Genomic DNA, 25,389 nt, shown 5'->3' with positions numbered 1-25,389 from the left:
CTATAGGATGACGCAACACAAAGCATTAGGATTTGGAATAATTGGCACAGGAGCCATAGCGGGAATGCATGCCGCTGCTATCGGCGGATGCAAAGACAGTGAATTAATGGCAGTTTGTAGTTCCAGTGATGAAAGAGCAAAACTGGCTGCAGAAAAGTTTAAGGTGCCTGCCTACCACAACCTGGATGAATTTCTGGCACATAAAGAAATTGATGTAGTTTGCATCTGTACCCATAGTGGTCAGCATCTGGAACCAGCCATAGCTGCCGCCAAATCAGGAAAGCATATCTTGTTGGAAAAACCCATTGAGGTGAGTCTGGAGCGGGCAGATCAACTGATCCGCGCCTGTGAAGAAGCTGGCGTCAAACTAGGGGTCATTTTCCAAAACAGATTGAAACCAGGCTACCTTAGGATGAAAGAAGCGGTGCAGGCCGGGAAAATCGGAAAATTATTGATGGGCACAGCTGCTATCAACTGGTACCGGGAACCCGCCTATTATACCTCAAGTAGTTGGAAGGGAACCAAAAAGGGCGACGGAGGGGCTGCCCTGATCAACCAGGGGGTCCATACCATCGACTTATTGCTGGATATCATGGGCGATGCCTCAGCGGTTTTTGGTCAGGTCAGAACCATGGTACATCAGATAGAGGGCGAGGACCTTGGAGCAGCAGTCGTAAATTTTAAAAATGGAGCATTGGGCACCATTACCGGAGGCACTTCGCTGTATCCCGGCAATCCTGAGCGCCTGGAAATATATGGCGAGAAAGGAAACATCATCCTGGAAGCCGGAAAGATTGTGGTGTGGAATGTCAAGGGCGAAGAAGGCTTACCTCAAGACGGCAATAATCCAGGAGGCAGCGGTGCTTCCGACCCCATGGCCATAGATTTTAAGTTGCATCAGGGCCAGGTAGAGGACATGGTACGGGCAGTCAGAAACAATCAGAATCCCATGGTAACCGGGTCGGATGCCAGAAGGTCTCTGGCACTTATCTTAGGTATTTACCAATCATCTTCTCTGAATAGAATCGTCCAATTGTAAGGGAACAGGCAAATAAAACAATAGCATTTTTTGACTCAGGAATTGATATACTTTTTCCTTTTCCTACCTGTGGAATTGAAATAATTTGCGCGATCTGCTTTATACATGCAATAAAATGTTTTTGGTTATTTTTTAGATAAATATTCTGAGACAGAAAGTAATAAATTTATGTTTTTTTAATTGACTTTATTAAATTAATGATGTAATTGACTTATTAGAGGCGATCCGTTTAATTTACATCATGTTAATTCTTTGTAGCAAAAGTTAAAAAATATGTCCCGTGTACTTTTACTTAACGCTGTCTGGCTGTAATTTTTGTTTTTTATGGAAGATCACAAAAGCTTTGTAAGCCTGGAAGCCTTGCAGTCATACTCCATCCTGGATTCGTTGCCGGAAAAGGAATACGATGATATAGTTGGTATCGCCTCCTATATTTGTCAAACACCGATATCATTGATTACCTTTCTGGCTTCAGATAAGCAGTTTTTTAAGGCCCGGCAAGGGCTGGATTTAAAGGAGACACCCATCGATCAATCCTTTTGCCGCTACGCCGCTAAAAGCGGGCGGGAAATTTTTATCGTCCCGGATGCCAGAGAGGATCAGCGTTTTAAAGATAACCCCTTGGTCAAAAATGACCCTCACATCGTTTTTTATGCGGGCGTACCCTTATATGCAGCGAATGGACAGGCACTGGGGGCTTTGTGTGTCATTGACAGAAAACCAAGGGTATTGGATGACAAACAGGTGACCTCCCTGAAGGCATTGGCGGATCAGGTAATTAAGCTATTGGAGTTGCGAAAAAATCACCTGGAACTGGATAAGACCAGGACAATCATGCAGGAGGAGAAAAACCGGCTTGATAATATCATTGAAGCGACGCGGGTGGGTACATTTGAATGGAATGTGCAAACCGATGAGGTAAGGATCAATAGCAGGTGGGCTGAAATTGTCGGCTACACGCTGGAAGAACTGGAGCCCGTCACCATGGACACCTGGTACAGGCTAGTCCATCCGGAAGACATAGCGCATTCTGATGCGGCATTGAAAGATTGTTTTGACAGGAAGACCGACTTTTACGACATCGAACTCCGCATGATTCACAAAGCCGGTCATGAAGTCTGGATCAACGACCGGGGTAGGGTGGTGAAATGGTCGGAAGAGGGAGCTCCGTTGCTCATGTCTGGTACCCACACAGATATTACCGATAGGAAAAATACTGAAATCCAATTCAAAACCATCAGTGACAATATTCCGGGTGTGGTATACCGCTACAAACGTTACCCGGACGGGAGAGATGAATTGCAGTTGGTAAGCAATGGTGCGAAGCACCTCTGGGGCATAGCTCCGGAACAGGCGATGAAAAACAACCAGCTTGTATGGGACCGGTACGAGAGAGAAGATCTGGACGCCCACCTGGAAACGATCCGGAAATCGGCACAGGAGCAGTCTTTCTGGACGCACGAATGGAGGTACCACCATCCGGATGGTGGAGTTCATTGGCACAGAGGAACGGGTACTCCCAGGCAAATGGAAGATGGGAGTACAATCTGGGATGCGGTGATTTTTGACATCACCACAGAAAAAATGGCCGCGCTAAAGCTGAACCTCACTATGGATTCGCTGCAGGAGCGCATAAAGGAGCAGAAATGCCTCTATCAGATCAGCCGACTCAGTAATCAGGTGGATGATATCGAGCAACTTTTGACCGACGCTATTAAATTATTGCCCCTTGGCTGGGCCCGACCTGAGCATACATCGGCCGAAATTGAATTTGATGGGAAATCCTATTTAAGTTCTGATTTTAAGCCAACTGATTTTTTTCTCGAACAGAAGTTTAGGACCCGATCCGGAAAATCTCTCCGGATTACTGTGATGACTTCTCCCTTTCCACAATCTGGAAATCGTAAAGAGCCCTTTCTTCCCGAAGAACGGGAACTGCTCGAGACGATTACGCAAAATCTGGCGATAGCGATAGATCAGAAAGAAATCAGCAGGGAACTTAAAAACACCAATCGAAAAATTGAGGATCTGGTACAATCCATTGACGGGATAGTTTGGGAAGCAGAAGTGGATAGTTTGAAGTTCAGCTTTATCAGTCAGCAGGTTGAAAACATTTTGGGCTACACGCCCGGGGAATGGATGGGTGTCGCTGATTTCTGGCAAAATCATATTCACCCGGATGACAAAAAGGAAGCACTTGACTATTGTGAAAACCAAACCAGAATGGGTTATGACCACAGCTTTGAATACCGGATGATCGCGGCAGACGGCAGGGAAGTCTGGCTTCACGATCTGGTAAAGGTGGTCAGGGAAAATGGTAAACCGGTAGCCCTGCGGGGATTAATGGTGGACATTACACCAAGGAAGCTGGCTGAACAGAAGCTGATGCTCAGTGAGAAACGGTTTAAATCTTTGGTTCAGAATGGAAGTGATCTAATTGCTATCTTAGACCCTGAGGGCAATTATATATACGTCAATACTAATTCAACCCAGATTTTGGGCATCAGCCCGGAGGAGTTTATCGGTAACAATGCGTTTAGTTTTATTCACCCTGAGGATAGGGAAAAAGTTTTTGAAGAATTTTCAAAAATTCAAAATTCCGGAAAAATAGCTATTCCCCCATTTAGGTTCAAACACAGTGATGGCTCCTGGAGAATGATTGAGACAGTTGCAACCAATTTGATTGATGACCCATCAATTCAAGGTATAGTAGCTAATTCCAGGGATGTTACAGAAAAGATAGCTTCTGACCAAAAACTAGCCTTAAGTGAGAAAAGGTTTAAAGCGTTGGTTCAGGAGGGTTCAGACCTGACTGCAGTTGTGGATCTGGAAGGCAGCTGCCTGTATGCCAGTCCCAGTTTCGCCCTTATTGCAGGATATATTGAAGAGGAACTTCTTGGTGAGAATCTCGGTGATTTCATTCATCCGGATGATTTGGAGGAAGTCCACAGGAATTTCAGCAATGTCCGGGACAGGAAAAGGGTCAAAATATCTCCGTTCCGCTTCAGGATAAAAGGAGGCGGATGGTGCTGGCTGCAAAGTGTGGCTACCAATCTTACGGACGATGAAGCGATAAAAGGGGTGGTCTTGAACAGTGCAGACATTACCGGTCTGATAGAGACGCAGGAAAAACTCATGAACAGTGAGGCGCGTTACAGAGGGTTTTATGAATCCCAAACCAATTTTGTGATCAGAACTGATCTGGAGGGCAATTATACTTATGTAAATAAGAAATTCATACAGGAATTTGGCTGGATCTATCCTGACGGTAATATTCTGGGAAAAAGCTGCATGTCTTCCATCTGTGAGCATGATCAGCAAGGAGTGTTGACAGTGGTAGAGCAATGTATTGCCCAACCGGAAAAAGTGTTTAAGGTGGAGATAGATAAACCGGCCAGGGGGGGAGGTTTTGTGACCACCCTTTGGGACTTTATCTGTGTGGTCGATGCACATGGTCAACCAAAAGAGATCCAGTGCATGGGCATCGATATCAGCAGGCGTATCAAGATTGAGCGGGAGCTAAGGAAGCACAATGAACGCTACGAGTATGTCAACCTGGCCACAAATGACGCCATTTATGATTGGGATGTAATCAACGATCAGTTCGAATGGGGAGATGGCTTTTACAGAATGTTTGGCTATGAGCGGGGTGGGGGAATTACAAAATTGGCCGACTGGCCGGCACTAAAACATCCTTCAGAGCTGGAGGCAGATCAGAAGAAATGGGATGCATTTATGGACGACAAAACCGTCTTTCGCTGGCATGAAGAGTCCCGGTTAAGAAAAGCAGATGGAACCTATCTGGATATAGAGGAAATAGGACACCTGATCAGGGATGATGCGGGCAAGCCCATACGCATGATAGGTGTTTTGAGAGACATTACCGAAAGCAAAAGGGAGAAAAACCAAAAAATGATTCAGGGTGAATTGGCTCACCTGTTTAAACAGGACAGAAGCCTGGAGGCAATCTTAAGAGATGCCCTGCAGTACCTTGCGGATTTTGAGGGCTACCTTGCCGCTGAAATTTGGTTGGCCGGCAGTGATCAGTCTGCCTTGAATTTAAGTTGTACATTTTTTAAGGACAAAAAACGAAAACAATTTTACGCTAAAAACAAGGCTGTTTCAAACCTGAAGTCCGGAGAGGGGCTACCGGGGAAGGTATGGCAAACGGGGCAGGGTGAAGTTTGGGAAGGATTGGGGAAGCTGGATTCATTTGTGAGAAAGTCCTCATCCGCAGCCGCAGGGCTTGAATTTGCTTTAGGCTTGCCGCTGCTGTACAAAGACCAGCCGATTGGGGTGTTGGTATTTTTGTCTGATCAGGAGATCAGCACGCAAATGCAGGACTTTTTTCTTCCCGTCGCCACATTTTTGGGAGGGGAAATCAGGCGAAAGCAGCAGGAGGAAGAAATGTCTCTCATGTTTCAGAGTGCCCCGGAAATATTGGCCATTGCTTCTCCCAAAGGGTATTTCGTAAAAGTAAATCCTGCCTTCTGTGAAATTATAGGTTACGAGGAATCAGAAATTGTAGGTCAGCCTTTTATTGATTTCCTACACCCGGAGGATTTAGATAAAACGAGCAAGGAATTTACGGAAACTGTCTCAGGTAAACGTCAGGCCAAGAATTACATCAATCGATACCGTACCAGGTCGGGCGAGTTCCGGTGTATATCCTGGAATTCCTCTAAACCTTTCGGTGATGAAGGGATGGTTTTTGCCTATGGCTACGATATTACCGAAATGAAGGAATTGCAAAGCCTTCACAACAATGCCACTCAATTGGCCAGAGTTGGAAGTTGGGAAATAAATGTCCCTGCCCAGGTATTGTACCTTTCGGATATTACAAAGGAAATTTACGGTATCGGAAACGAGCTGACTTTGGATATCCCGGAAGCAATCGGCTTTTACCGGGAGGATGTAAGGGAATACGTAAAACAAACCATAGAAAAAGCTATAGAGAGAGGAGAAGGATGGGATTTTGAGTTACCGCTTATCAATGCGTTTGGTAAGGAAATATGGGTCCGAAGTATCGGGCAGACTGAATTTATAGCTGGTGAATGTGTCCGTCTATATGGCAGTCTGCAGGATATTCACGATAGGAAGATGCTGGAGCAGGAATTGGCCGGAAGAAATGAACTGCTTTCTGCCATTTCAAAGGTGATCGGCACCTTTCTGCAGGAAGAAGATTGGTACACTGCATTGGAGGGAGTTTTCGAGATTACCGGGACTGTAGCTCAGGTAGACAGGGTGTACTATTTTGAAAACCACCAAGACCCACAAAGCGGAGTTGAAGTTTGCAGCCAGCGGTTTGAATGGACCAATGGGCATACAAGCCCCCAGATAGACAATCCTGATCTTCAAAACCTACCCCTAGCCCATTTTCCGGAGTTTTTTGAGCCATTGAGGCAGGGGAAGGCCAGTCAGATAATTACCTCCAGCCTACCGGAGAAATCCGCCTTGAAGCCCGTCTTGGCAGAGCAGGGCATCAAATCATGTCTGGTGTTGCCTATAGAAATAGATAAAGCGCTCTTTGGTTTTATTGGATTTGACGATTGCAATTCCGAAAGGAAATGGTCTCAAAGTGAAACTTCTTTCCTTCAGAATATTAGTTCAAATCTTTCGGCGGCGATACAGAGAAGGCGCAATCAGCTTTCCCTGCAGAAGGCTTTTGAAGAGCGCAATGCCATTCTGGAAAGTATAGGTGAGGCATTTTTCTCTGTAGATAAAAACTGGAAGGTGCAGTACTGGAACAAAAATGCGGAGAAATTAACCGGAGTATTGAAAGAGCACATATTGGGAGAAAGCCTGTGGGAAAATTTCCCCATGGCCAAAGACTCAAAATTCTTCGGTGCCTATGATACCGCTGTAAGAAACCAGGAACCGGTGCTATTTGAAGAGTACTATCGTCCGTTAAAACTTTGGCTTGAAGTAAGTGCCAATCCAACCGAGGAAGGCATCAGTGTTTTTTTCAGGGACGTCACAGATAGAAAGTCGGCAGCAGAACAAATCCGCCAGTCGAATGAGCGGTTTGAGAAAATTTCAGAGGCTACCAATGATGCCATCTGGGATTTTGATGTAGCAGAAAACCACTTGATGTGGGGTAGGGGCTTTTCGACTTTGTTTGGCTATGATCTGGAAAAATTCAAACCTGATTTCGATCTGCTTCTCAGCTTGATCCATCCCGAGGACAGGGACAGGGTAAGCCAGAAGATCCGCGAATACATGGAAAGCAGTACCCTGACCAACTGGTTTGAGGAATACCGTTTTATGATGGCGGATGGTTATTATGCTTTTGTGATGGACCGCGCCGTTTTTATCAGAGACAATGAGGGAAGGGTCACCCGGGTGGTGGGAGCCATGACAGACATTTCCTACAGAAAGGAATACGAAGAATCACTTCAGGCTTTAAACGAACAACTGGAGCAGCATGCCAGAGATTTAGAAATTTCTAATAAGGAATTGGAACAATTTGCCTACGTGGCTTCGCATGATCTCCAGGAACCGCTACGCATGGTGAGCAGTTTCATTGGTTTGCTGGACAAAAAGTATGGGCAACTACTGGATGAAAAAGGGCATCAATATATCGGATTTGCCTTAGGTGGCGCCAAACGCATGCGTCAGATAATTTTGGATTTGCTGGAATATTCCCGGGTTGGCAAGACAGATGAAGGACTAAAGATCATTCAACTTGATGAAATTTTGGATGAGGTCTGCCTGCTTCATAAAAAGGCAATCGCAGAAAAGAGGGCAAAAGTGGTTTACGATAGGTTACCGGCATTGATCACCTACAAGTCCCCGATGATGCAACTGTTTGGGAATTTGATAGGAAATGCCTTGCGCTACAGTAAAGAGGACGGTTCTCCGGTGATCCATATTACCGCCAGTGCAGAGGGCGATCAGTGGCTTTTTGCCGTGGCGGATAATGGGATTGGAATAGACCCACAATTTCATGAAAAGATATTTATCATTTTCCAGAGTCTCCACAGCAAGGAAAAGTACGGAGGTACGGGAATGGGATTGGCCATTGTGAAAAAGATCGTAGAAAACCTGGGTGGAAAGATCTGGGTGGAATCGGAAGAAGGAGTAGGAAGTACCTTTTATTTTTCATTGCCAAAAGTGGAAGAGGAGCATGGTGGGAAAGCATAGAAGACTTAGGCCAGTGCAACGGGCCTGGCTCGTATTCCTGGGCTTGTCTACCGGGATTATTTTTTTAGCGGGAAAAATTTATTCATTGGAGAAAAGCAATGAATCGATGCTGGTGAAAGAAGAGGCTTACAATTTAAAAAATCTCCTCTCAAATGTACTGGCAAACAGTGTAAGCTCTACCAATTTGCTGGCTTTCCTGGTAGAAAAGGACATGATCGAAAGTGATTTTGATACCTTGTGCAACAAGATTTTAAACCAAAACCCGAATCTGGATGCGCTTCAACTGGTGGAAGGAGAGACCATCATCAGGACTTTTCCGCTGATAGGTAATGAAGCAGTAATTGGGTACAACATTTTTTCAGACAAAGACCACCGCAGGGCAGCAGAAAAAGCTATTGCACGAAAGAAGCTGTATTTCGAAGGTCCGTTTGAACTATATCAGGGTGGAATGGCCATGGTGGGGCGCTTGCCCATCTTCAAAAGCGGTATTTTTTGGGGCTTTTCTGCCGTTATCATCCGGATGGAATCCCTTAGACAGGCCCTGGGGATCGACACAAGCGGGAGAAGTGAAAATTATGTCTATCAGTTGGCTAAAACTGACGGAAATGGAGCATATACCCTGTTCAATTTTAATGAAGATCCGGAATTTGACAAAGGTATTGTCGCCCGCGTTTTTATTGAAGAGGGAGATTGGATGCTGTTCGTCAAATTACTACACCCCAACTATCTGAGAAATTCCCTTTTATTCCTGATTTCCGGACTGCTATTCTCAGGCATGGTTGCATATTTTGTATATCAGAAGACCATAGAACCCATCAGACTAAAGAGGCAGGTCGCAGAAAAAACGAGAGCTTTAGCGCTGGCAAATCAGGATCTGCAAAAAAAAGCACATGATTTATATTTGTCCAATCAGGAATTGGAGCAATTTGCCTACGTAGCTTCCCATGATTTGCAGGAGCCGCTGAGGATGATCAGTAGTTTTGTCACCCTTTTGGGAAGAAAATATGGATCAGTTCTGGATGAAAAAGGCCTGAAATATATTGATTTTGCTGTAGACGGAGCCAAACGAATGAGGCAAATTATTTTGGACCTTCTGGCTTATTCCCGGGTTGGCAGAAGTACCGATGAAGTATCCCCTGTTCAGCTATCGCTCATTATGAAGGAAATAGAGCACCTTCTCCGGAAACAGATCCGGGAAAAGAGGGCTGTCATTCAATATCATGATTTACCGGAATTTAAGCTGGACAAGCCTCTGCTGCTACATTTGTTTCAAAATCTGATAGAAAATGCATTGAAATATAACAGATCGAATGAAACTCCGATTATTCATATCAATGTTGATTCATTAGAAAAGGAATGGCTGGTAGCTGTTCGGGACAACGGTATCGGTATCGAAGAGGAATATCACGATAAAATATTTCTGATTTTTAATCGGCTCCATGATAATGGAACGTATGAAGGCACCGGGATAGGCCTGGCTATCGTTAAGAAAACCGTGGAGTATTTTGGAGGGAGGATTTGGCTGGAATCGGAAGTAGGTGTAGGTACCACCTTTTATTTTACCCTACCCAAATAAAAAAAGCCACTACGCTTGCAGTGGCTTAAATTTCAGATCGGTGCTTCGACCGGTTTAAACGGCCGGCAGTTCAAATCCCTCGCGGTATGTTTTGGAAACAAATTGATTGGCAGGTTCGAAATTGGTGATTTTCATATTTTTGCCATCCCAAAGCAAGCTGATATCTCTTCCGGGATAGTTGTAGCCATTTCCATCGGCTTTCTCTTCCCTGTAGTCATAACTCCTGATCGCAAGATTTCCCATCAGGACCGATTCGGTAAGCGGGCCTGCAATGGAAAAGGGCGAACTCAATTCCTGGTATTCTTTGCTACCATGCCCGGCAATACAGGCATTTACCCACTGGGCATAGTGTCCTCCGATAGCTCCCTCAACTCTGGGAAGGGTAGGGGCTACATTGATGCTCTCGTTGATAGAAGTAGGTAATAACTTTGGATCTATTCCGTAGGTAGAACACATCATCTTTCCTCTTGTCCCTTCAATGATGACTCCATTGCCACCGTCACCCATCTGCTCATTAGGTCCAAGCTCTTCCGGTCTGCTTGGCTTGATGCCTCCATCCATCCAGTGAAATTCCAGATCTTCACCACCGGGCTTTTTAAATCTCAGGGTGATATGAGAAGAAGGGGGGCAACTTTTCGGGAAGTACCCTTGGGTAAACTCGCCGGTATAGACAGATCCAACACTACATTCCGCTGATGTAGGATAGCCCAGGTCCAGCGTACGGAAGGCTGGTTCCATAATGTGGCAGGCCATATCACCCAGAGCTCCGGTTCCGAATTCCCACCAACCCCGCCAATTGAAAGGATGCAGGTTTTCGACGTAGCCTTTCTTTTCTGCTGTGCCCAGCCAAAGATCCCAATCCAGATTTTTGGGCGGCTTTTTTCCGGATTCACCTGGCCAGGGCACACCCTGCGGCCATACCGGCCTGTTGGTCCAGCATTGCACTTTGGTTGCTTCCCCGATCAGGCCTGCCGCGTACCATTCACGCATTTGCCTTACTCCATCACCAGAGGCTCCCTGATTTCCCATCTGGGTGACGAGTTTGTATTTTTCAGCCGCTTCAGTAAGCATTCTGGCCTCCTGAATGGTATGTGTCAAGGGCTTCTGTACATATACATGCTTGCCCATTTTCATGGCCATGAGTGCCTGTACAGCATGATTGTGGTCCGGAGTGGATACGGAAACGGCATCGATGTTATTGCCTTCTTTTTCCAGCATCACCCGGTAATCGTTATAAAATTTGGCTTTGGGATATGCTTCTATACTTCTGGATGCTCTTTCAGGATCCACATCACATAAGGCTACTATGTCTGCATTGCCACTTTCATAAAAACTTCTGATATCGCTGTAACCCTTTCCTCCGGCACCGATGCCCGCTATTCGAAGCTTGTCACTCGGAGCTTTAAATCCGGGGCCACCCAGTACATGGCGGGGTACTATGTAAAATCCTGCAGCTGCAGTTGCAGATGCTTTAAGAAAATTCCTTCTGGAATTACCTTCCTCGGGCGTGTTGTTTTTCTTCATTTTAAGTTTTCTGATTAATTGATCGGCCTAAAATAAAAATAATTGATGAAAGATTTTAGCAATTCCGGCTTTAATACAGTTCATGCAAAAAATGGTGGATAGAAGGTAGTTCCTATAGGCATTTATTCCAGGCATACCCATGCCAGGACCATCGGTTTACCGCGTCTTTGGTTTGGCAGGTGCTGGGGTAATCGGGTCGGGTAGCTCATAATCTTCCATAATATCCGGATCTCCAAAGTAACAAACCGGCGAAGCATTTTCAACAGGCCTGCTTCTGCCATTTTCTTCCGACAAACGGTGGGCAGCCTTTTTCATTCCGCTTTTTTTTTAAACACATTGATCACTTCATTGACTTTTTCAGATATGGTAGTGGGGTCTTTCTCTACTATTCCCACTGCAAGTGCCCCCAGGCTGCCGATAAGATCGAATACTACCTGTATCTGCTCCAATGTGTTCAGCGTTTGCTTGATCTCTACATTGATCGACCGTAGCTGAAAAAGGGCTTCAGCAATTTCCTTTTCCACAATAAAAGTGGACAGCAATTTCATTTCCCTCGCTTTATTCATCAGCAACTGAGCTTTCTTGCCCATTTCTCTGAAGACCTCCTGGCTGATTTCCTGTTGGCTTATTTTTTCAAACCGGAAGTCGTTGAATTTCTTGGCGATCTCTAAAAAGTCATCTGCCAATTGGCTTAAGAACATGCTATCCAATCTCTCTTTCATAGGATTATAATTGTCTTTTAACGGCCATATGTGCGCCCGGATGAAGCCAATCGGACGGGAAACCTTACATTCTGGCTGATCATTCCGCAGTGCTGACTGGGCCATGCCCGATTCCATGTGTTTGGTTTAATTGTTTTACATGAAATGCTTGGCAGCAGCCAACACACTGAATATTTACGCCTTGGTTCGAATGCAGACACCAGGTCGAAATCACTGCTTGTATTGTTCCAAATCATACAGCAGGTCGTGAACACTTTTTGCCATGGATCTGACCTCTTGCCCGAAATCCTCACTATTAACTTCGATCTCGCCATCAGCTAAAGTACTGTGGTGTATCGCTATCGCGTCCAATATCCTTGTCAGTATCAGTGTTTTTTGCCGTATGGTGTCGGTTTTGTCAATGAGAGAATAGTATTTTTCTGTCACCAACCCGCGTTCCCTATCGTTTAGTTCGGTATCCACCAGCAGGGATTTATAATACATGTACCAATTCTCTTTCTGTATTTCAAGCAAGCCCAGCAGGTTATTCTCCAAAATAAACACAAGCTTTTGGCTGATCTGCCTAAGATGGGGCTCGGCTTCAGTCATGTATTGGCGGATCTTTTTTTTCCTGTATTTTCCGGCAACTGCATTGAGTCCTATTTCCGATAATTTCCGGATCGCACTTAACTGTTCGGAGTCAAGCTGGTTCCAGCCAGCTCCCTGCAGCGCATTCGCCGGACCGTCTAACTGGTACCTTAGCTGCTCTGATGTTGACAAACGCAACAAGCCATTCCAATATTCCGCCAGAGCATGGTACAATTCTCTGACCAGCGTATCTGCCTTCTGGTATTCACTGCATCCGCAATGCAAATTCCTTTCTATCTGGTACTGGCTGGTTTTCGAAAACATGCAATCCTCCAGGCAGTTCCTGGTAAAACTATATTCGATTTCATGAAATTCATCCAGGCCCTTTAAAGCCTCTTCAGACAATGCCTGGATAGGTTTCAGGTTGGTGCAGGCAAGGGAGGAACCAATCAGGAGACAAATAAGGCATCGGTTGATCATTGGCATCAATAAATATACCCATAATTCCCGGAAATTGACAGGTGCGTTCGAAATATAAACCAACTCGGTACCAGAAACTGACCTTGTCCTATCCGCATGACATGTGGCCCTGCGCCTGTGGCCAACCAGGAAAGAGCGATTTTTTCCATGCTGCCACGCAACATCGCCGATTTCCGGGATCATCAGTAAACAGCCTTTACCGCACTGCGGTGATATCTACCCGTTGCCTGGGCGGAATGGCCACTACTTCTGGCACAGGTATCTTTTCAAAACGCCATCTTCGGTAACTTCCCTGCTAAGTGTAAATCCTTGCCTGGCGATAAGTCCTTTCATTATCCAATCAAATGTAGAATACTCTTCCCTGAAGTGAATGAGGGTGTCCTCCCGCAGAAAATCTCCACCTCTTTCTGCCTGACTTTCGATAAAAGCCTGAATGGCTGCATCTCCCTGCTCATCCGGAATGACTACATCATAAATATAAAGCCTGCCTCCAGGTCTGAGCGTTCGGTATATGTTTTCCAGGGCCTTTGCTTTCCAATAGTCTGGAAGATGATGTAAAGAAAGGGAGCTCATCACCGCATCCAGGCTACTATCAGGCAGATTCATATTCAGGTAACCGACCTGTTGAAACTCAACATTACTAAGGAGCTGAGACCTGGCTTTCTGCTTTGCGAATTCCAGCATCGTTTCAGAAATATCGAAGGCATAGAGTTTATCGCACTTTTTTGCAAAATAAACGGAAAAGTTACCGGTACCACATCCTATGTCCGCCCATGTGCAGCTCTTATCAGGTTCCAGCCATTCTTCGATCAGCTTGTATTCTGCATCAATGTTACGGAAATCATCGTGAACGGGATCATAGACAGTTACTTCATCCAATGAAGCATAGTCTTTACCCGTTTGCTGGTATTCCTGGTACAGCCAATTTTCAGCCAGTTTGTTCAAAGTTTTCAGGAGATTGTAGGTAAAATTATAATGGAAAATAAGGATTTATCGGGGATTGTAAAAGAAATTCTTTTCAATATTTGTGGGGCCCGGCTATTGGCCGCAATTTGTTTCTGAAAACAATGGCAGATTGAGGGTTTGTATTTGCATAAATTTAATTTTTCCATCACTTTTGACGGGGAAGCCAATGAGCTATTGACAGGCGAGGGAAAATCGGACCTGGCGGTGTGATAAGGTCAGGCTTATGCATTATAAACAGCGTGAATCAGCAAATGAAAAAGGAAAAAACAATAGCCATTTTAGGTATAGGCGGGGTTGGAGGATTTATAGGGGCGAAGCTATTATTACACAGGGGTGACGTCGATTTTCGACTGATTTTCATTGCCCGGGGAAACAGCTATGAACGCATCCATTCGAATGGCTTGCATTTTAGTTCCAATACTTTCGATGGCCATCTTTTTCCCGACAGCCTCCAATTGTCCGGAGCAGCTAAGGGGCCTTATGACCTGGTATTGGTGGCCACCAAATCTCCTTCCCTTAAAGCCGCCATTGCCGAAAATTCTGCCTTATTTTCTGAAAAGACCCTGGTGATTCCACTGCAAAACATGGTTGATGCTTCCAGTCAGATAAAGCCTTTAGTCAATGGCGCAGAGGTGCTGGATTCCTGTATTTATTTGATTTCAAATGTACAGGAGCCCGGTCATGTGAAGCATTTGGGTGGCCCGGGTAAAATAGTCTGCGGCATACCGGAAAGCGACAATCATCAATGGGTATTCGAAGCTTTACGCAGTGCTCAGATACCAGTGATCCAAACCAGTAATCCAGAGGATTACTTATGGAGGAAATTCCTGTTTATCTCCAGCCTAGCGGCATTGACTGCGGCCTATGAGGTTAATTTTGGGCAAATCAGGGCTGATCCTAAATTGATGCAAATTTGGAGCAACTTAATGGAGGAACTGGCGGAGCTGGCCCGGAGTCAGGAAATCGAGCTTTCGGAAGCGGATATTGAAGACGCCCGCAGTCTCATGGGTCAATTTCCTGAAGATGCCCGATCATCGTTTCAGCTTGACGTCGCTTCCGGCCATTTTGGTGAAAAGAGAACACTGATAGATGAGGTGATCGAAAAGTCGCTTTACCGTGGTTTAAATCCGGAAACCTTCGAACTGATGGAAGGTCTGATCAGCCAGAATATCCGGAAAGCCGCTGGCTTGTAGGTCTGATTGGTTTTTCTTCAATTTGCAGCCAATGTGTTTCCTTATCAATTCCTTAATCATTCCATTTTCTTACTGTTTTTGAGCAGCGTAATGACTACGAAAGCGGCCAGGGGATAAATGGCCCCGCTCATTTGATACAGTTGATTATACAGGCTTGCATCGCCTGATTTGTAATATATGTATAGCTGCAATATAATGATTAGTATCGCTGATCCCAGAAAAACATAGCGGATGACATCTATCAGAACGCGCAACCCTTCTTTATTTTTATGCTGTTCTGTCATGAATTGTATCGTTAGTGTGCCATTCAAAGGTAACAAAGGAGTTCGGTTAATCGAAAAAGTATAAGGGTATAAACATAGTGAATTGGATTTTTCACAAATGTTGCCGGAAATGGTAGAAACAATATCTCCAAAACAATAAAATTTTGTCCGATTTTTAAGGGTCTGCCTACACCCCGGGTTAACATCGTTTCGCCCTGTCAGCACAATGAGATTACCAACGATCGCATTCCGGTGAACAAATGATGCGAAGCTTGTGCATTGATCGCCAGGCTGGCGCTGAAGCAAAATAAAAGAGCCATCCTATTCAAAGGATGGCTCTTTTAATTATAAATTTATTTAATCTGGGAAAATCAGGGTTTTGAAATTTCAAAATTGACCTGTTTGCCTTTGATAGTATTGGTATTCATGACGCTGATCACATGAGACACATCTTTTTTGGGTACGTCAACGAAGGAAAAACTATCATAAATATCAATTTCGCCAATGTGTTTACCTGATACTCCGGTTTCACCGGCGATTGCACCAACAATGTCATTGGGTCGGATGCGGTCTTTCTTTCCCAGGTTCAGGAAGAGACGCGCCATATTGGGCTCTCTGTCTTTTTTATTTCTTCTGCCTCCCCTCTCACCAGAACGGGGTCCACGTCCGCCGCGATCTCTTTCGGCTCTTTCTCGTCTGGGTCGCCGCTCATCTCTGCCGAAGCCCCTGTCTTTTTCGGGGGTGAAGTTCATGTCTTTAAATTTCTCTATAGCTTCACCCAACTGAAGTTTTACCAGGCCAATGGCGACCTGCTCCAGGCTTAATCCTTCTGCCAATAAGTTTCCTATGGCCTCCTCATATACCTCATTGCCATCCGGTTTGGCAAGTTGTCTGTGGATATCCTTGATCAATTGGTCCTTTTTCATTTGAAGCAGTTGATCTACCGAGGGAGGTGCAGCTTTATCTATAGTGGTCTTGATAAACCGTTCCAGGTCGTTGATTTTACGGGCATCTCTTCTTCCGGAAACAAAACTGATCGCTGTTCCGGTTTTTCCTGCCCGACCGGTTCGACCTATGCGGTGTACGTAGTTTTCTTCGTCCAGAGGCAGGTCAAAATTAAAGACAGCTTCAACGTTTTCGACATCTATGCCCCTGGCAGCTACATCTGTGGCTACCAGGACGGAGCAATGGCCCTTTCTGAATTTATTCATCACCTTCGTCCGCTGAGCTTGAGATAAATCACCATGCAAGGCTTCGGCAGGAACGCCCCTGGCATTGAGTTCTTCAGTCACTTCGTCGGTTACTCTTTTGGTGTTGCAGAATATAACACTAAGCTTGTACTGGTGCAGGTTGATCAGCCTGCTGATCAGGTCACTCTTCAGTCCGGATCTTACCTCGTAGTAGACCTGGGCGATGTTTTCTACCGTCAGTTCTTTTCGGAGCACCTTTACAATTTCGGGTTCCGTTTGGTATTTGCGGGTAAGTTCCAATATAGGTTTGGGCATAGTAGCGGAGAAAAACACGGTCTGCCGCTCTTCCGGCATGGAACTGAGGATGGTTTCTATATCATCCCTAAAGCCCATGTCCAGCATTTCGTCCGCTTCGTCCAGCACGATCACCTCGACATGGCTAAGGTCCAATGTACCCCGGTCCATATGGTCCATGATCCTGCCGGGCGTTCCTACCACGATCTGAACACCCTTTTTCAGGCTTCTGATCTGGCGATCTATAGGCTCGCCTCCGTAAATGCAGGTAGATGTGATTTTTTTCTTGTACCTGGATAGTTTGACAATCTCGCCCTCTACTTGTACTGCCAGCTCCCTGGTGGGACAGAGGATGAGTGCCTGAGGTTTACTTTTGCGCTCATCTATGCGGTCAATGATGGGGATTCCGAATGCTGCTGTTTTGCCAGTACCCGTTTGCGCCTGACCGATTACATCGGCACCCTGAAGCAGTAACGGGATGGTCTGTGATTGAATGGGGGAAGGTTGGGTATAGCCCATATCTTCCACCGCCCTGAGGATTTCTTCTGAAACCCCAAGGTCCGAAAATAATAATTCTTTTTCCATGAAATGTTCCTTACTTCTCAAAGCCACGGTATTCCTAAATATCCCAGTGTCGATCAACAATAAGGAACCCCACGGCGCAGGAGAAAAATTTGTCTAATAAAGTGCAAAGATAAGGAAAAATGTTTTGAAAAGCAATTAATTAAGGAGGTGAATTAGAATTATTCTTTGGAAACCAACGATTAAAGGAAAAAATATTCTGAATAAAAAAGGGCCAAAAGGCCCCTTTTTATAGCTTGTGATTCCTGCACGGAATCTGTCAGCGTTTGTCCATGGCCACATAGGTCCTTTCTGTAGAACCCACATAAACCTGACGAGGCCTGCCGATAGGCTCGTTGTTTTCTCTCATTTCTTTCCACTGTGCTATCCAGCCCGGAAGCCTTCCCAAAGCAAACATTACGGTAAACATATCTGTAGGGATACCCAGTGCCCGGTAGATAATGCCGGAGTAAAAGTCCACATTTGGATACAGTTTTCTGTCAACAAAATAGTCGTCGTTTAAAGCGGCATTCTCCAGTTCTTTTGCGATCTCCAGGACCGGATCGGAAATGCCAAGTTTATCGAGTACTTCATCAGCAGCTTTTTTGATAATTTTCGCTCTGGGATCAAAGTTTTTGTACACCCTATGCCCAAAACCCATCAGCCGGAAAGGATCATTTTTGTCTTTGGCTTTTTCCAGATACTTTTTCGAATCACCACCATCGGCTTTGATTGCTTCAAGCATTTCGATCACTGACTGGTTGGCACCACCGTGTAGCGGCCCCCATAGCGCATTGATACCCGCAGAGATAGAGGCATAGATGCTTGCCTGAGAGGAGCCCACGATCCTTACAGTAGAAGTAGAACAATTTTGTTCGTGATCTGCATGCAAGATCAGCAATTGATCCAGCGCCTTCGAGATAACAGGATCTACCTCGTACTTTTCAGATGGCAGGGCAAACATCATTTTCATGAAATTGCCACAGTAATCGAGGTTGTTGTCCGGATAGTTCACTGGATGACCCATTTTATTCTTGTAGGCCCATGCAGCAAATGTAGGCATTTTGGCCATTAGCCTGACGATACTCAATTGGATCTCTTCATCGGTATTGTTGGGATCCAGAGAATTGGGGTAAAATGCCGTTAGTGAGCAAATCAGGGAGGAAAGTACTCCCATGGGGTGGGCTACAGACGGAAAACCATCGAGGATCTTTTTGATATCCTCATGCACAAGCGTATGCTTGGTAATTCTGTTTGAAAAGCTTTTATATTGCGACTCGGTAGGCAATTCACCGTTGATCAGCAGGTATGAAACCTCCAGGAAGTTCGAATTTTCGGCCAGGTCTTCAATATTATAACCCCTATATCTCAGTATACCTTGCTCTCCATCTAAAAAAGTTATGGCACTCTTCGTAGATCCGGTATTTTTGTATCCGGGATCAATGGTGATCAGGCCGGATTGCCCTCTTAGTTTGGCAATATCTACAGCTTGTTCATTTTCAGTACCTTCAATAACTGGGAGTTCATATTCTTTTCCTTTAAAGGAGAGTTTAGCATTATCGGACATATTGATTTGATTAAATGTATTATAAAATTCTAATTCTGTTTAATTCAAAATAATATTTGGATCAAATTTAAGAAAAATTGACCAAATTCCTTTACTATTATTATTTGAATCAAGGTAAAATCCAGATGAAAAAATGAATTTATCTGAGCTATACCTATTGAAATGCACTTAATTCTATGGATGTACGGCAATTCCGGCCAGGCACCCTCCACTCGCTGCGCACTTATTTATAGCCCTATCACTGGTTTAACTTAAAAAAAAAGCCCCGACAGGGCTTTTCTTAGCAAAAATGTTCAAACACCTCTATCAAGTGATCTCCGATCATTTGTGCATTTCTGCCTTCAATATGGTGCCGTTCAATAAAGTGGACCAGATCCCCATCCTTGAAAAGCGCCATTGCCGGAGATGAGGGCGGATAGGGCATTACCAGTTCCCGGAATTTGCCTACTGCATCTGTATCATTTCCCGCAAACACTGTGGCAAGGGTACCAGGCTTTTTGGAAGACTTGTCCAGTGCATACCGTACGCCCGGGCGGGCAGCGCCAGCCGCACAGCCACAAACAGAATTTACGACTACGAAGGTCGTACCTTTATGGTCTTTGAGGTGTTTTTCCACATCCTCTGAAGTTCGAAATTCTTTGAAGCCTACATCTGTAAGTTCTGCACGCATGGGTGCGATCAATTCTTCTGGATACATATTTTTAATGATTTATATTTTTACAAAAACCCTAATTCTAGTTTTGCTACCTCAGACATCATGTCCTGGGAGTAGGGAGGATCAAATGTCAATTCAACTTCTACATTATTTATTCCCTCAATTTCAGAAACCCTGCTTTTGACCTCTGAGGGGATAGACTCCGCTGCCGGGCAATTGGGAGAGGTCAATGTCATCAATATGTACACATTGTTGACCGGATATACTGTAATTTCGTATATCAAGCCCAGTTCATACACATCTACCGGAATTTCAGGGTCATACACATCTTTTATGGCGTTCACCACCTTTCTCTTGATTTCCTCCTGTTGATCTGTCTTTTCCATATGCCTCCTTATGCGTCAATTTTTGATTGGTATGCCAGTGCAAAAAGCTTCATTTGTTTGATCATGGCTGCCAGTCCGTTAGACCTTTGAGAGCCAATAATATTACCCATCCCTATTTCTTTGATAAAATAGAGATCGGCATCAATGATTTCCCTTGCAGTTCTATCAGATAGCACCCTGATCAGCAAACTGATCAATCCTTTGGTAATGGCTGTATTTGAATCTGCGAGAAATTGAATTTTCCCGTCCTGATAGCTGGTAATGAGCCAAACCTTGGATTGACATCCCTTGATGATATTGTCTTCCTTCCTTTCCTCTTCGGGAAAATCCGCAAGTTGCTCACCCAATTCCATGATGTAAAAGATGGTAGACTCCTTATCGTCACCAAGGATCCCAAACTCATCGATAATTTCATCCTGTACCGTATTGATATCTTCCATCAATTTTTTCTTTTAGATATCCGTACCAGACTTTCATAAAGCCGGTCAATTTCTTCAGTGGTATTGTAAACAGCAAAAGAGGCCCGGACAGTTCCTTCAATTCCATACCAATTCATCAGTGGTTGGGTACAGTGGTGGCCCGTCCGTACAGCTATGCCGGAAGCATCCAGCATCATGCCCACATCAAAAGGGTGGATATTTTTCAGGTTGAAACTTAGTACGCTCACCTTTTCGTTGGCTGTCCCAATCGGTTCAAATCCCCTGATGGAAACACATTTTTGGAAAGCGTAAGCCAGCAAGGCAGACTCGTGTGAATGAATCTTATCTTTGCCGTACCGGTTGATATAGGAAATCGCCTGATCGAAAGCGACTACATCCGCAATATTAGGGGTGCCTGCTTCAAATTTGTAGGGAAGCTCATTAAAACTGGTTTTTTCAAATCGCACTTCACTGATCATCTCACCACCTCCCTGATAGGGAGGCATTTCTTCCAGCAGACTGCGCTTGCCATACAAGACACCCACACCCGTAGGCCCGTACATTTTATGGGCGGAAAAGACGAGGAAATCACAATCAAGTGCCTGAACATCCACTGGTAAGTGGGCAGCACTCTGTGCGCCGTCCACCAAAAATCTGGCACCGAAATTATGCGCCAGATCGATCATTTCCCGGATGGGGTTGACCGTGCCGAGGGCATTGGAAGCATGCACCACAGACACCAGTTTGGTTTTTGAAGACAATAGCTTCTTGTAGGCTTCCAGGTCCATTTCTCCATTTTTGAAAATGGGGATGACCTTTAAAATGGCTTTCCTTCGCTCACAGAGCAGTTGCCACGGGACGATGTTGGAGTGGTGCTCCATGGTAGAAATGATGATTTCATCGCCTTCATGGATGTATCGCTCTCCAAAAGAGCTGGCCACCAGATTGATCGCTTCTGTGGTGCCCTTGGTAAAAATAACCTCCTCTCTGGAAGGGGCATTGATAAATTCCTTTACACTGCTACGCGTATTTTCAAAATTTTCGGTAGCACGGGAGGCTAATGTATGTGCTCCTCGGTGAATGTTGGAATTGTCCTTTTTATAATAGTGCTCCAGCGCAGCAATCACCTGAGCCGGTTTCTGCGTCGTCGCAGCATTATCGAAATAGGCCAAAGGCTTACCGTTCACCTCCTGGTGCAGCACCGGAAAGTCCTTCCGGATTTGTTTTACATCAATCTCTTTTCTGTTCTTGTCAATAACTTCCACCCAGTCGCTCATGCACTATTTTTTCACAATATTTTTTGAAAGGCTCAATACTGATCTTATCGAGTACCTCTCCCGCAAAAGCATACAGTAGTAAGGCTTTTGCCGATTCTTTGCTCATCCCTCTGGCCCGCAAATAAAACAAGGCCTCTTCGTCCAGCTGTCCCGTGGTACATCCATGAGAACATTTCACATCATCCGCCCATATTTCAAGTTGAGGTTTGGTGTTGACGGTAGCGTCTTCGGACAAAAGTATATTGTTGTTTTGTTGAAACGCATTGGTTTTCTGGGCGATTTGCCTGACAAAAATCTTGCCGTTAAACACCCCCCGGGAATGATCTGTCAAGATACCCTTGTAAAGCTCATTCGAATCGGAATTCGGTTGGGTATGGTCCACATTGGTATGATTGTCTACATGGGTTTTTCCATTCAGCAGATACAATCCATACATGTTGCCCTCGCAATTTCCAGCATTCAGATTCAGACTCAGGTTATTTCGGATCATACCTGCCTGAAGGCTTAGTACCACAGACATAAGCGTCGCATCCCGGTCTACATCTGCGCTGGTATTGTGTACCTCCAGCGTATCTTTGTGGCCATCCTGCAACTTGTAATGCCGGATATGGGCGTTCGGGGCAACCGACCATTCGGAGAGCGCATTGACGAAAACCGTTTGGCTACCGGTATATACCGTTAATTCGATTATCGTTGCCTGGGAGGTTTTGCCGGATTTTACAAAATACCTTGGATGGATGCAGTCACCATTTTTATCTGCCTGTACATAGTGGATCAAAACAATTGGTTTTTCCACAACCGTTCCGTCAGGGATATTGATAAACAATCCCTCGGAAAAGGAAAGCGTATTTAATGCACTAAAGGCATCCTTTTCACTTTTTTCTATGGTGCCAATTCTGCCGGCAACTGACGCATCCATGGCGGAAAAAAGCTGGGCGTCAAACTTCGCATCAGACATGTCTGTTTGGCTTAGATCCGGAATGCCATTATTGAAAACCACCTCGTAGCCGTCTATCGAAGCCAAAAGCTCACGATAAGATTCTATCTGGCTTGTATCCGAAATAGGAGAGGGGGCGTCAGGATTTTCTATAGAGTCAGCAATTCTCTTGCTGATATTGGTGTATTTGTATTCCTCATTCTTGGTAGTGGGAAAGCCCCGCTCCAGCAAAATTTGCCGTGCTTCAGATTTCAAACCTGAAAATCCCTCCAGGCCAGAGGGGACGGGTTTGGTTTGAAGAAACAAATCTGATAATTTATCGTCTTTTTTTACGGACAATGACATATGCTATATTGAAATCTTAAAACTAATTCAGACAGCAGTGCCGGAGACTTCATCCTTGATCCAGTCATATCCTTTCTGCTCCAACTCCAGCGCAAGTTCTTTGGTGCCGGATTTTACTATTTGTCCATTAAAAAGGACATGAACAAAGTCGGGTACGATATAATCCAGAAGCCGCTGGTAGTGTGTAACAACAATAGTCGCATTGTCTTTGGATTTTAACTGGTTTACTCCATTGGCCACTACTTTGAGGGCATCAATATCCAGGCCGGAATCCGTTTCGTCAAGTATGGAAAGGGTAGGCTCAAGTATGGCCATTTGAAAGATCTCGTTTTTCTTTTTCTCTCCACCTGAAAAACCTTCGTTCAGCGCTCTGCTAAGTAGTTTCTGGTCAATTTCTACCAGCTTCATCTTTTCCTTCATCAAGGCTAGAAATTTAACAGCGTCTAAAGGTTCCTGACCTCTATATTCTCTGACCTGGTTTACTGCGGTACGCAAGAAGTTAGTTGAGCTTACGCCCGGTATTTCCACCGGATACTGAAAGGCGAGGAATACGCCCTCCCTGGCCCTGTCTTCCGGACTGAGCTCAAGAAGGTTTTTTCCTTTGAAATAAACCTCCCCTTCGGTGACTTCATACTCCTCCCGGCCGGCAAGCACTGAGGCCAGGGTGGATTTGCCGGAACCGTTTGGTCCCATGACAGCGTGTACCTCTCCGGGTTTAATTTCCAGATTAATACCATTCAGTATAGCAGTGCCTTCTACCGAGGCATGTAAATTTTTTATTGATAACATTTCTTTCTATTTTTTATCCTACACTTCCTTCTAATGTAAGCGCCAGTAGCTTTTGTGCTTCTACGGCAAACTCCATCGGCAATTGATTCAATACTTCTTTGGCATAGCCGTTGACGATCAGCGCTACCGCATCTTCAGAATCTATACCTCTCTGATTGCAATAGAATATCTGATCTTCTCCGATCTTGGAAGTAGTTGCTTCATGTTCTACCTGGGCTGTAGAATTGTGAATATCGATGTAGGGAAAAGTATGTGCACCACAGTTGTTTCCCATCAAAAGCGAATCGCATTGAGAAAAGTTACGGGCATTGGAAGCTCTTTTCATGATCTGTACCTGACCTCTGTAAGAGTTTTGAGATTTTCCAGCTGAGATTCCCTTCGAAACGATCCTGGATTTGGTGTTTTTCCCGATATGAATCATCTTGGTTCCCGTATCGGCCTGCTGGTAATTATTGGTCACGGCTACTGAGTAAAATTCCCCTGTAGAATGATCTCCTTTCAATATACAGGAAGGATATTTCCAGGTCACGGCCGAACCTGTCTCTACCTGCGTCCAGGAAATTTTTGAGTAATCTCCCGCACAGATACCTCTTTTGGTCACAAAATTATAGATCCCGCCCTTACCATTCTTGTCTCCGGGAAACCAGTTTTGTACAGTGGAATACTTGACTTCAGCGTTCTCTGCGGCATATATTTCCACTACCGCAGCATGCAATTGATTTTCGTCGCGCTGCGGCGCAGTACAACCTTCCAGATAGGATACGTAGGATTTGTCTTCCGCCACAATCAGTGTTCTTTCAAACTGGCCGGTATTTGCCGCATTGATACGGAAGTAAGTAGACAATTCCATCGGGCACCTCACTCCCTTAGGAATGTAGCAAAAAGATCCATCCGAAAACACGGCAGAGTTAAGCGCAGCAAAATAATTGTCAGTCGCCGGAACTACAGAGCCCAGATATTTTTTAACCAATTCGGGATGTTCCTTTACCGCTTCGCTGAAAGAACAGAAAATAACGCCCAGCTTAGACAATGTTTCTTTAAAGGTCGTACCCACGGAAACAGAATCCAAAACGGCGTCTACGGCAATTCCCTGCAACCGCTTTTGCTCGTTGAGGGATATGCCCAGTCGCTCGTATATTTTGAGCAATTCCGGATCGACTTCATCTATACTTTTCGGCTTACTTTTCTGTTTGGGAGCAGAGTAATACCTCAGTTTTTGATAATCGATCTTGGGGTAGGATACATTGGGCCAGGTGGGTTCTTTCATTTGCTCCCAATGCCTGAAAGCTTTCAGTCTCCAATCCAATAACCACTGAGGCTCTTCTTTTTTGGAAGAAATCCACCTGATAATGTCTTCATTCAAGCCGACCGGCGCTTCATCAGCTTCGTAATTTACTGACCAGCCGTGTTCATATTCTTTCGAGGTAAATTCTTCTAAAATTTCATTGTCTTTGCTCATAAAACGAGTTATTTAGACTAATTATATTTTGATGCAC

The 25,389-nt window shown here is 44.9% G+C and carries 19 protein-coding genes; 4 read left to right on the top strand and 15 right to left on the bottom strand.

Going from position 1 to position 25,389, the window contains the following annotated elements:
- Positions 1 to 7 precede the first annotated feature (7 nt).
- The 3 genes from BUB19_RS06570 to BUB19_RS06560 all read left to right on the top strand — a co-directional run bounded on the left by BUB19_RS06570 (position 8) and on the right by BUB19_RS06560 (position 9,758).
- Entirely contained in the window at positions 8 to 1,039 is a 1,032-nt protein-coding gene (locus tag BUB19_RS06570; RefSeq protein WP_073093723.1) for a Gfo/Idh/MocA family protein, read from the top strand.
- Positions 1,040 to 1,363: 324 nt separating this feature from the next.
- Positions 1,364 to 8,182 carry a PAS domain S-box protein gene (locus tag BUB19_RS06565; RefSeq protein WP_073093722.1) on the top strand — a complete coding sequence of 2,273 codons (6,819 nt, stop codon included), beginning with the start codon at positions 1,364 to 1,366 and terminating at the stop codon, positions 8,180 to 8,182.
- The gene (locus tag BUB19_RS06560; protein ID WP_073093721.1) at positions 8,166 to 9,758 is read left to right on the top strand and encodes an ATP-binding protein; all 1,593 of its coding nucleotides are present in this window, start codon (positions 8,166 to 8,168) and stop codon (positions 9,756 to 9,758) included. Before BUB19_RS06565 ends, BUB19_RS06560 begins: the two co-directional genes overlap by 17 nt.
- 54 nt (positions 9,759 to 9,812) lie before the next feature.
- On the opposite strand, the gene BUB19_RS06555 is transcribed toward BUB19_RS06560, so the two are convergent.
- From BUB19_RS06555 to BUB19_RS06540, 5 genes are all read right to left on the bottom strand, one after another.
- A complete protein-coding gene (locus BUB19_RS06555) occupies positions 9,813 to 11,282 on the bottom strand; it encodes a Gfo/Idh/MocA family protein (RefSeq protein ID WP_073093720.1) in 1,470 nt (489 codons plus the stop codon).
- A gap of 156 nt (positions 11,283 to 11,438) precedes the next feature.
- Entirely contained in the window at positions 11,439 to 11,597 is a 159-nt protein-coding gene (locus tag BUB19_RS24115) for a hypothetical protein (protein ID WP_178371447.1), read from the bottom strand.
- On the bottom strand, positions 11,594 to 12,004 hold the full coding sequence (locus BUB19_RS06550; protein ID WP_143155924.1) for a hypothetical protein: 411 nt from the start codon (positions 12,002 to 12,004) through the stop codon (positions 11,594 to 11,596). The genes BUB19_RS24115 and BUB19_RS06550 overlap by 4 nt, the downstream gene beginning before the upstream one ends.
- 210 nt (positions 12,005 to 12,214) lie before the next feature.
- On the bottom strand, positions 12,215 to 13,051 hold the full coding sequence (locus BUB19_RS06545; RefSeq protein ID WP_143155923.1) for a hypothetical protein: 837 nt from the start codon (positions 13,049 to 13,051) through the stop codon (positions 12,215 to 12,217).
- A 243-nt stretch (positions 13,052 to 13,294) separates the two neighbouring features.
- Positions 13,295 to 13,996 carry a class I SAM-dependent methyltransferase gene (locus BUB19_RS06540; protein WP_073093717.1) on the bottom strand — a complete coding sequence of 234 codons (702 nt, stop codon included), beginning with the start codon at positions 13,994 to 13,996 and terminating at the stop codon, positions 13,295 to 13,297.
- Positions 13,997 to 14,268: 272 nt separating this feature from the next.
- Between BUB19_RS06540 and BUB19_RS06535 the strand changes: the two genes are divergently transcribed.
- The gene (locus BUB19_RS06535) at positions 14,269 to 15,210 is read left to right on the top strand and encodes a ketopantoate reductase family protein (protein ID WP_073093716.1); all 942 of its coding nucleotides are present in this window, start codon (positions 14,269 to 14,271) and stop codon (positions 15,208 to 15,210) included.
- A 56-nt stretch (positions 15,211 to 15,266) separates the two neighbouring features.
- On the opposite strand, the gene BUB19_RS06530 is transcribed toward BUB19_RS06535, so the two are convergent.
- The 10 genes from BUB19_RS06530 to sufB form a co-directional block, all read right to left on the bottom strand.
- Positions 15,267 to 15,494 carry a hypothetical protein gene (locus BUB19_RS06530; RefSeq protein WP_073093715.1) on the bottom strand — a complete coding sequence of 76 codons (228 nt, stop codon included), beginning with the start codon at positions 15,492 to 15,494 and terminating at the stop codon, positions 15,267 to 15,269.
- A 350-nt stretch (positions 15,495 to 15,844) separates the two neighbouring features.
- Positions 15,845 to 17,542, bottom strand: a complete 1,698-nt coding sequence (locus BUB19_RS06525) for a DEAD/DEAH box helicase (protein WP_073093823.1) — start codon at positions 17,540 to 17,542, stop codon at positions 15,845 to 15,847.
- Positions 17,543 to 17,798: 256 nt separating this feature from the next.
- Positions 17,799 to 19,085, bottom strand: coding sequence for a citrate synthase (locus BUB19_RS06520; RefSeq protein ID WP_073093714.1), 1,287 nt, complete (start codon positions 19,083 to 19,085; stop codon positions 17,799 to 17,801).
- A 280-nt stretch (positions 19,086 to 19,365) separates the two neighbouring features.
- On the bottom strand, positions 19,366 to 19,782 hold the full coding sequence (locus tag BUB19_RS06515; protein ID WP_073093713.1) for a BrxA/BrxB family bacilliredoxin: 417 nt from the start codon (positions 19,780 to 19,782) through the stop codon (positions 19,366 to 19,368).
- Between the two features lie 20 nt (positions 19,783 to 19,802).
- Positions 19,803 to 20,126, bottom strand: coding sequence for a DUF59 domain-containing protein (locus tag BUB19_RS06510; RefSeq protein ID WP_073093712.1), 324 nt, complete (start codon positions 20,124 to 20,126; stop codon positions 19,803 to 19,805).
- 8 nt (positions 20,127 to 20,134) lie between these two features.
- On the bottom strand, positions 20,135 to 20,566 hold the full coding sequence (locus tag BUB19_RS06505; RefSeq protein ID WP_073093822.1) for a SufE family protein: 432 nt from the start codon (positions 20,564 to 20,566) through the stop codon (positions 20,135 to 20,137).
- Positions 20,566 to 21,822, bottom strand: a complete 1,257-nt coding sequence (locus tag BUB19_RS06500) for a cysteine desulfurase (RefSeq protein WP_073093711.1) — start codon at positions 21,820 to 21,822, stop codon at positions 20,566 to 20,568. Before BUB19_RS06500 ends, BUB19_RS06505 begins: the two co-directional genes overlap by 1 nt.
- Positions 21,797 to 23,104, bottom strand: a complete 1,308-nt coding sequence (sufD, locus tag BUB19_RS06495) for a Fe-S cluster assembly protein SufD (RefSeq protein ID WP_073093710.1) — start codon at positions 23,102 to 23,104, stop codon at positions 21,797 to 21,799. The genes BUB19_RS06500 and sufD overlap by 26 nt, the downstream gene beginning before the upstream one ends.
- A gap of 27 nt (positions 23,105 to 23,131) precedes the next feature.
- Entirely contained in the window at positions 23,132 to 23,893 is a 762-nt protein-coding gene (sufC, locus tag BUB19_RS06490; protein WP_073093709.1) for a Fe-S cluster assembly ATPase SufC, read from the bottom strand.
- 13 nt (positions 23,894 to 23,906) lie between these two features.
- Positions 23,907 to 25,352, bottom strand: coding sequence for a Fe-S cluster assembly protein SufB (gene sufB / locus BUB19_RS06485; RefSeq protein ID WP_073093708.1), 1,446 nt, complete (start codon positions 25,350 to 25,352; stop codon positions 23,907 to 23,909).
- Positions 25,353 to 25,389 lie beyond the last annotated feature (37 nt).

The sequence above is a fragment of the Cyclobacterium lianum genome, from assembly GCF_900143075.1.
Lineage (GTDB): Bacteria > Bacteroidota > Bacteroidia > Cytophagales > Cyclobacteriaceae > Cyclobacterium > Cyclobacterium lianum.
Note: the sequence above shows the minus strand (reverse complement) of the source record. Positions and strands in the feature narration are given on the sequence as shown.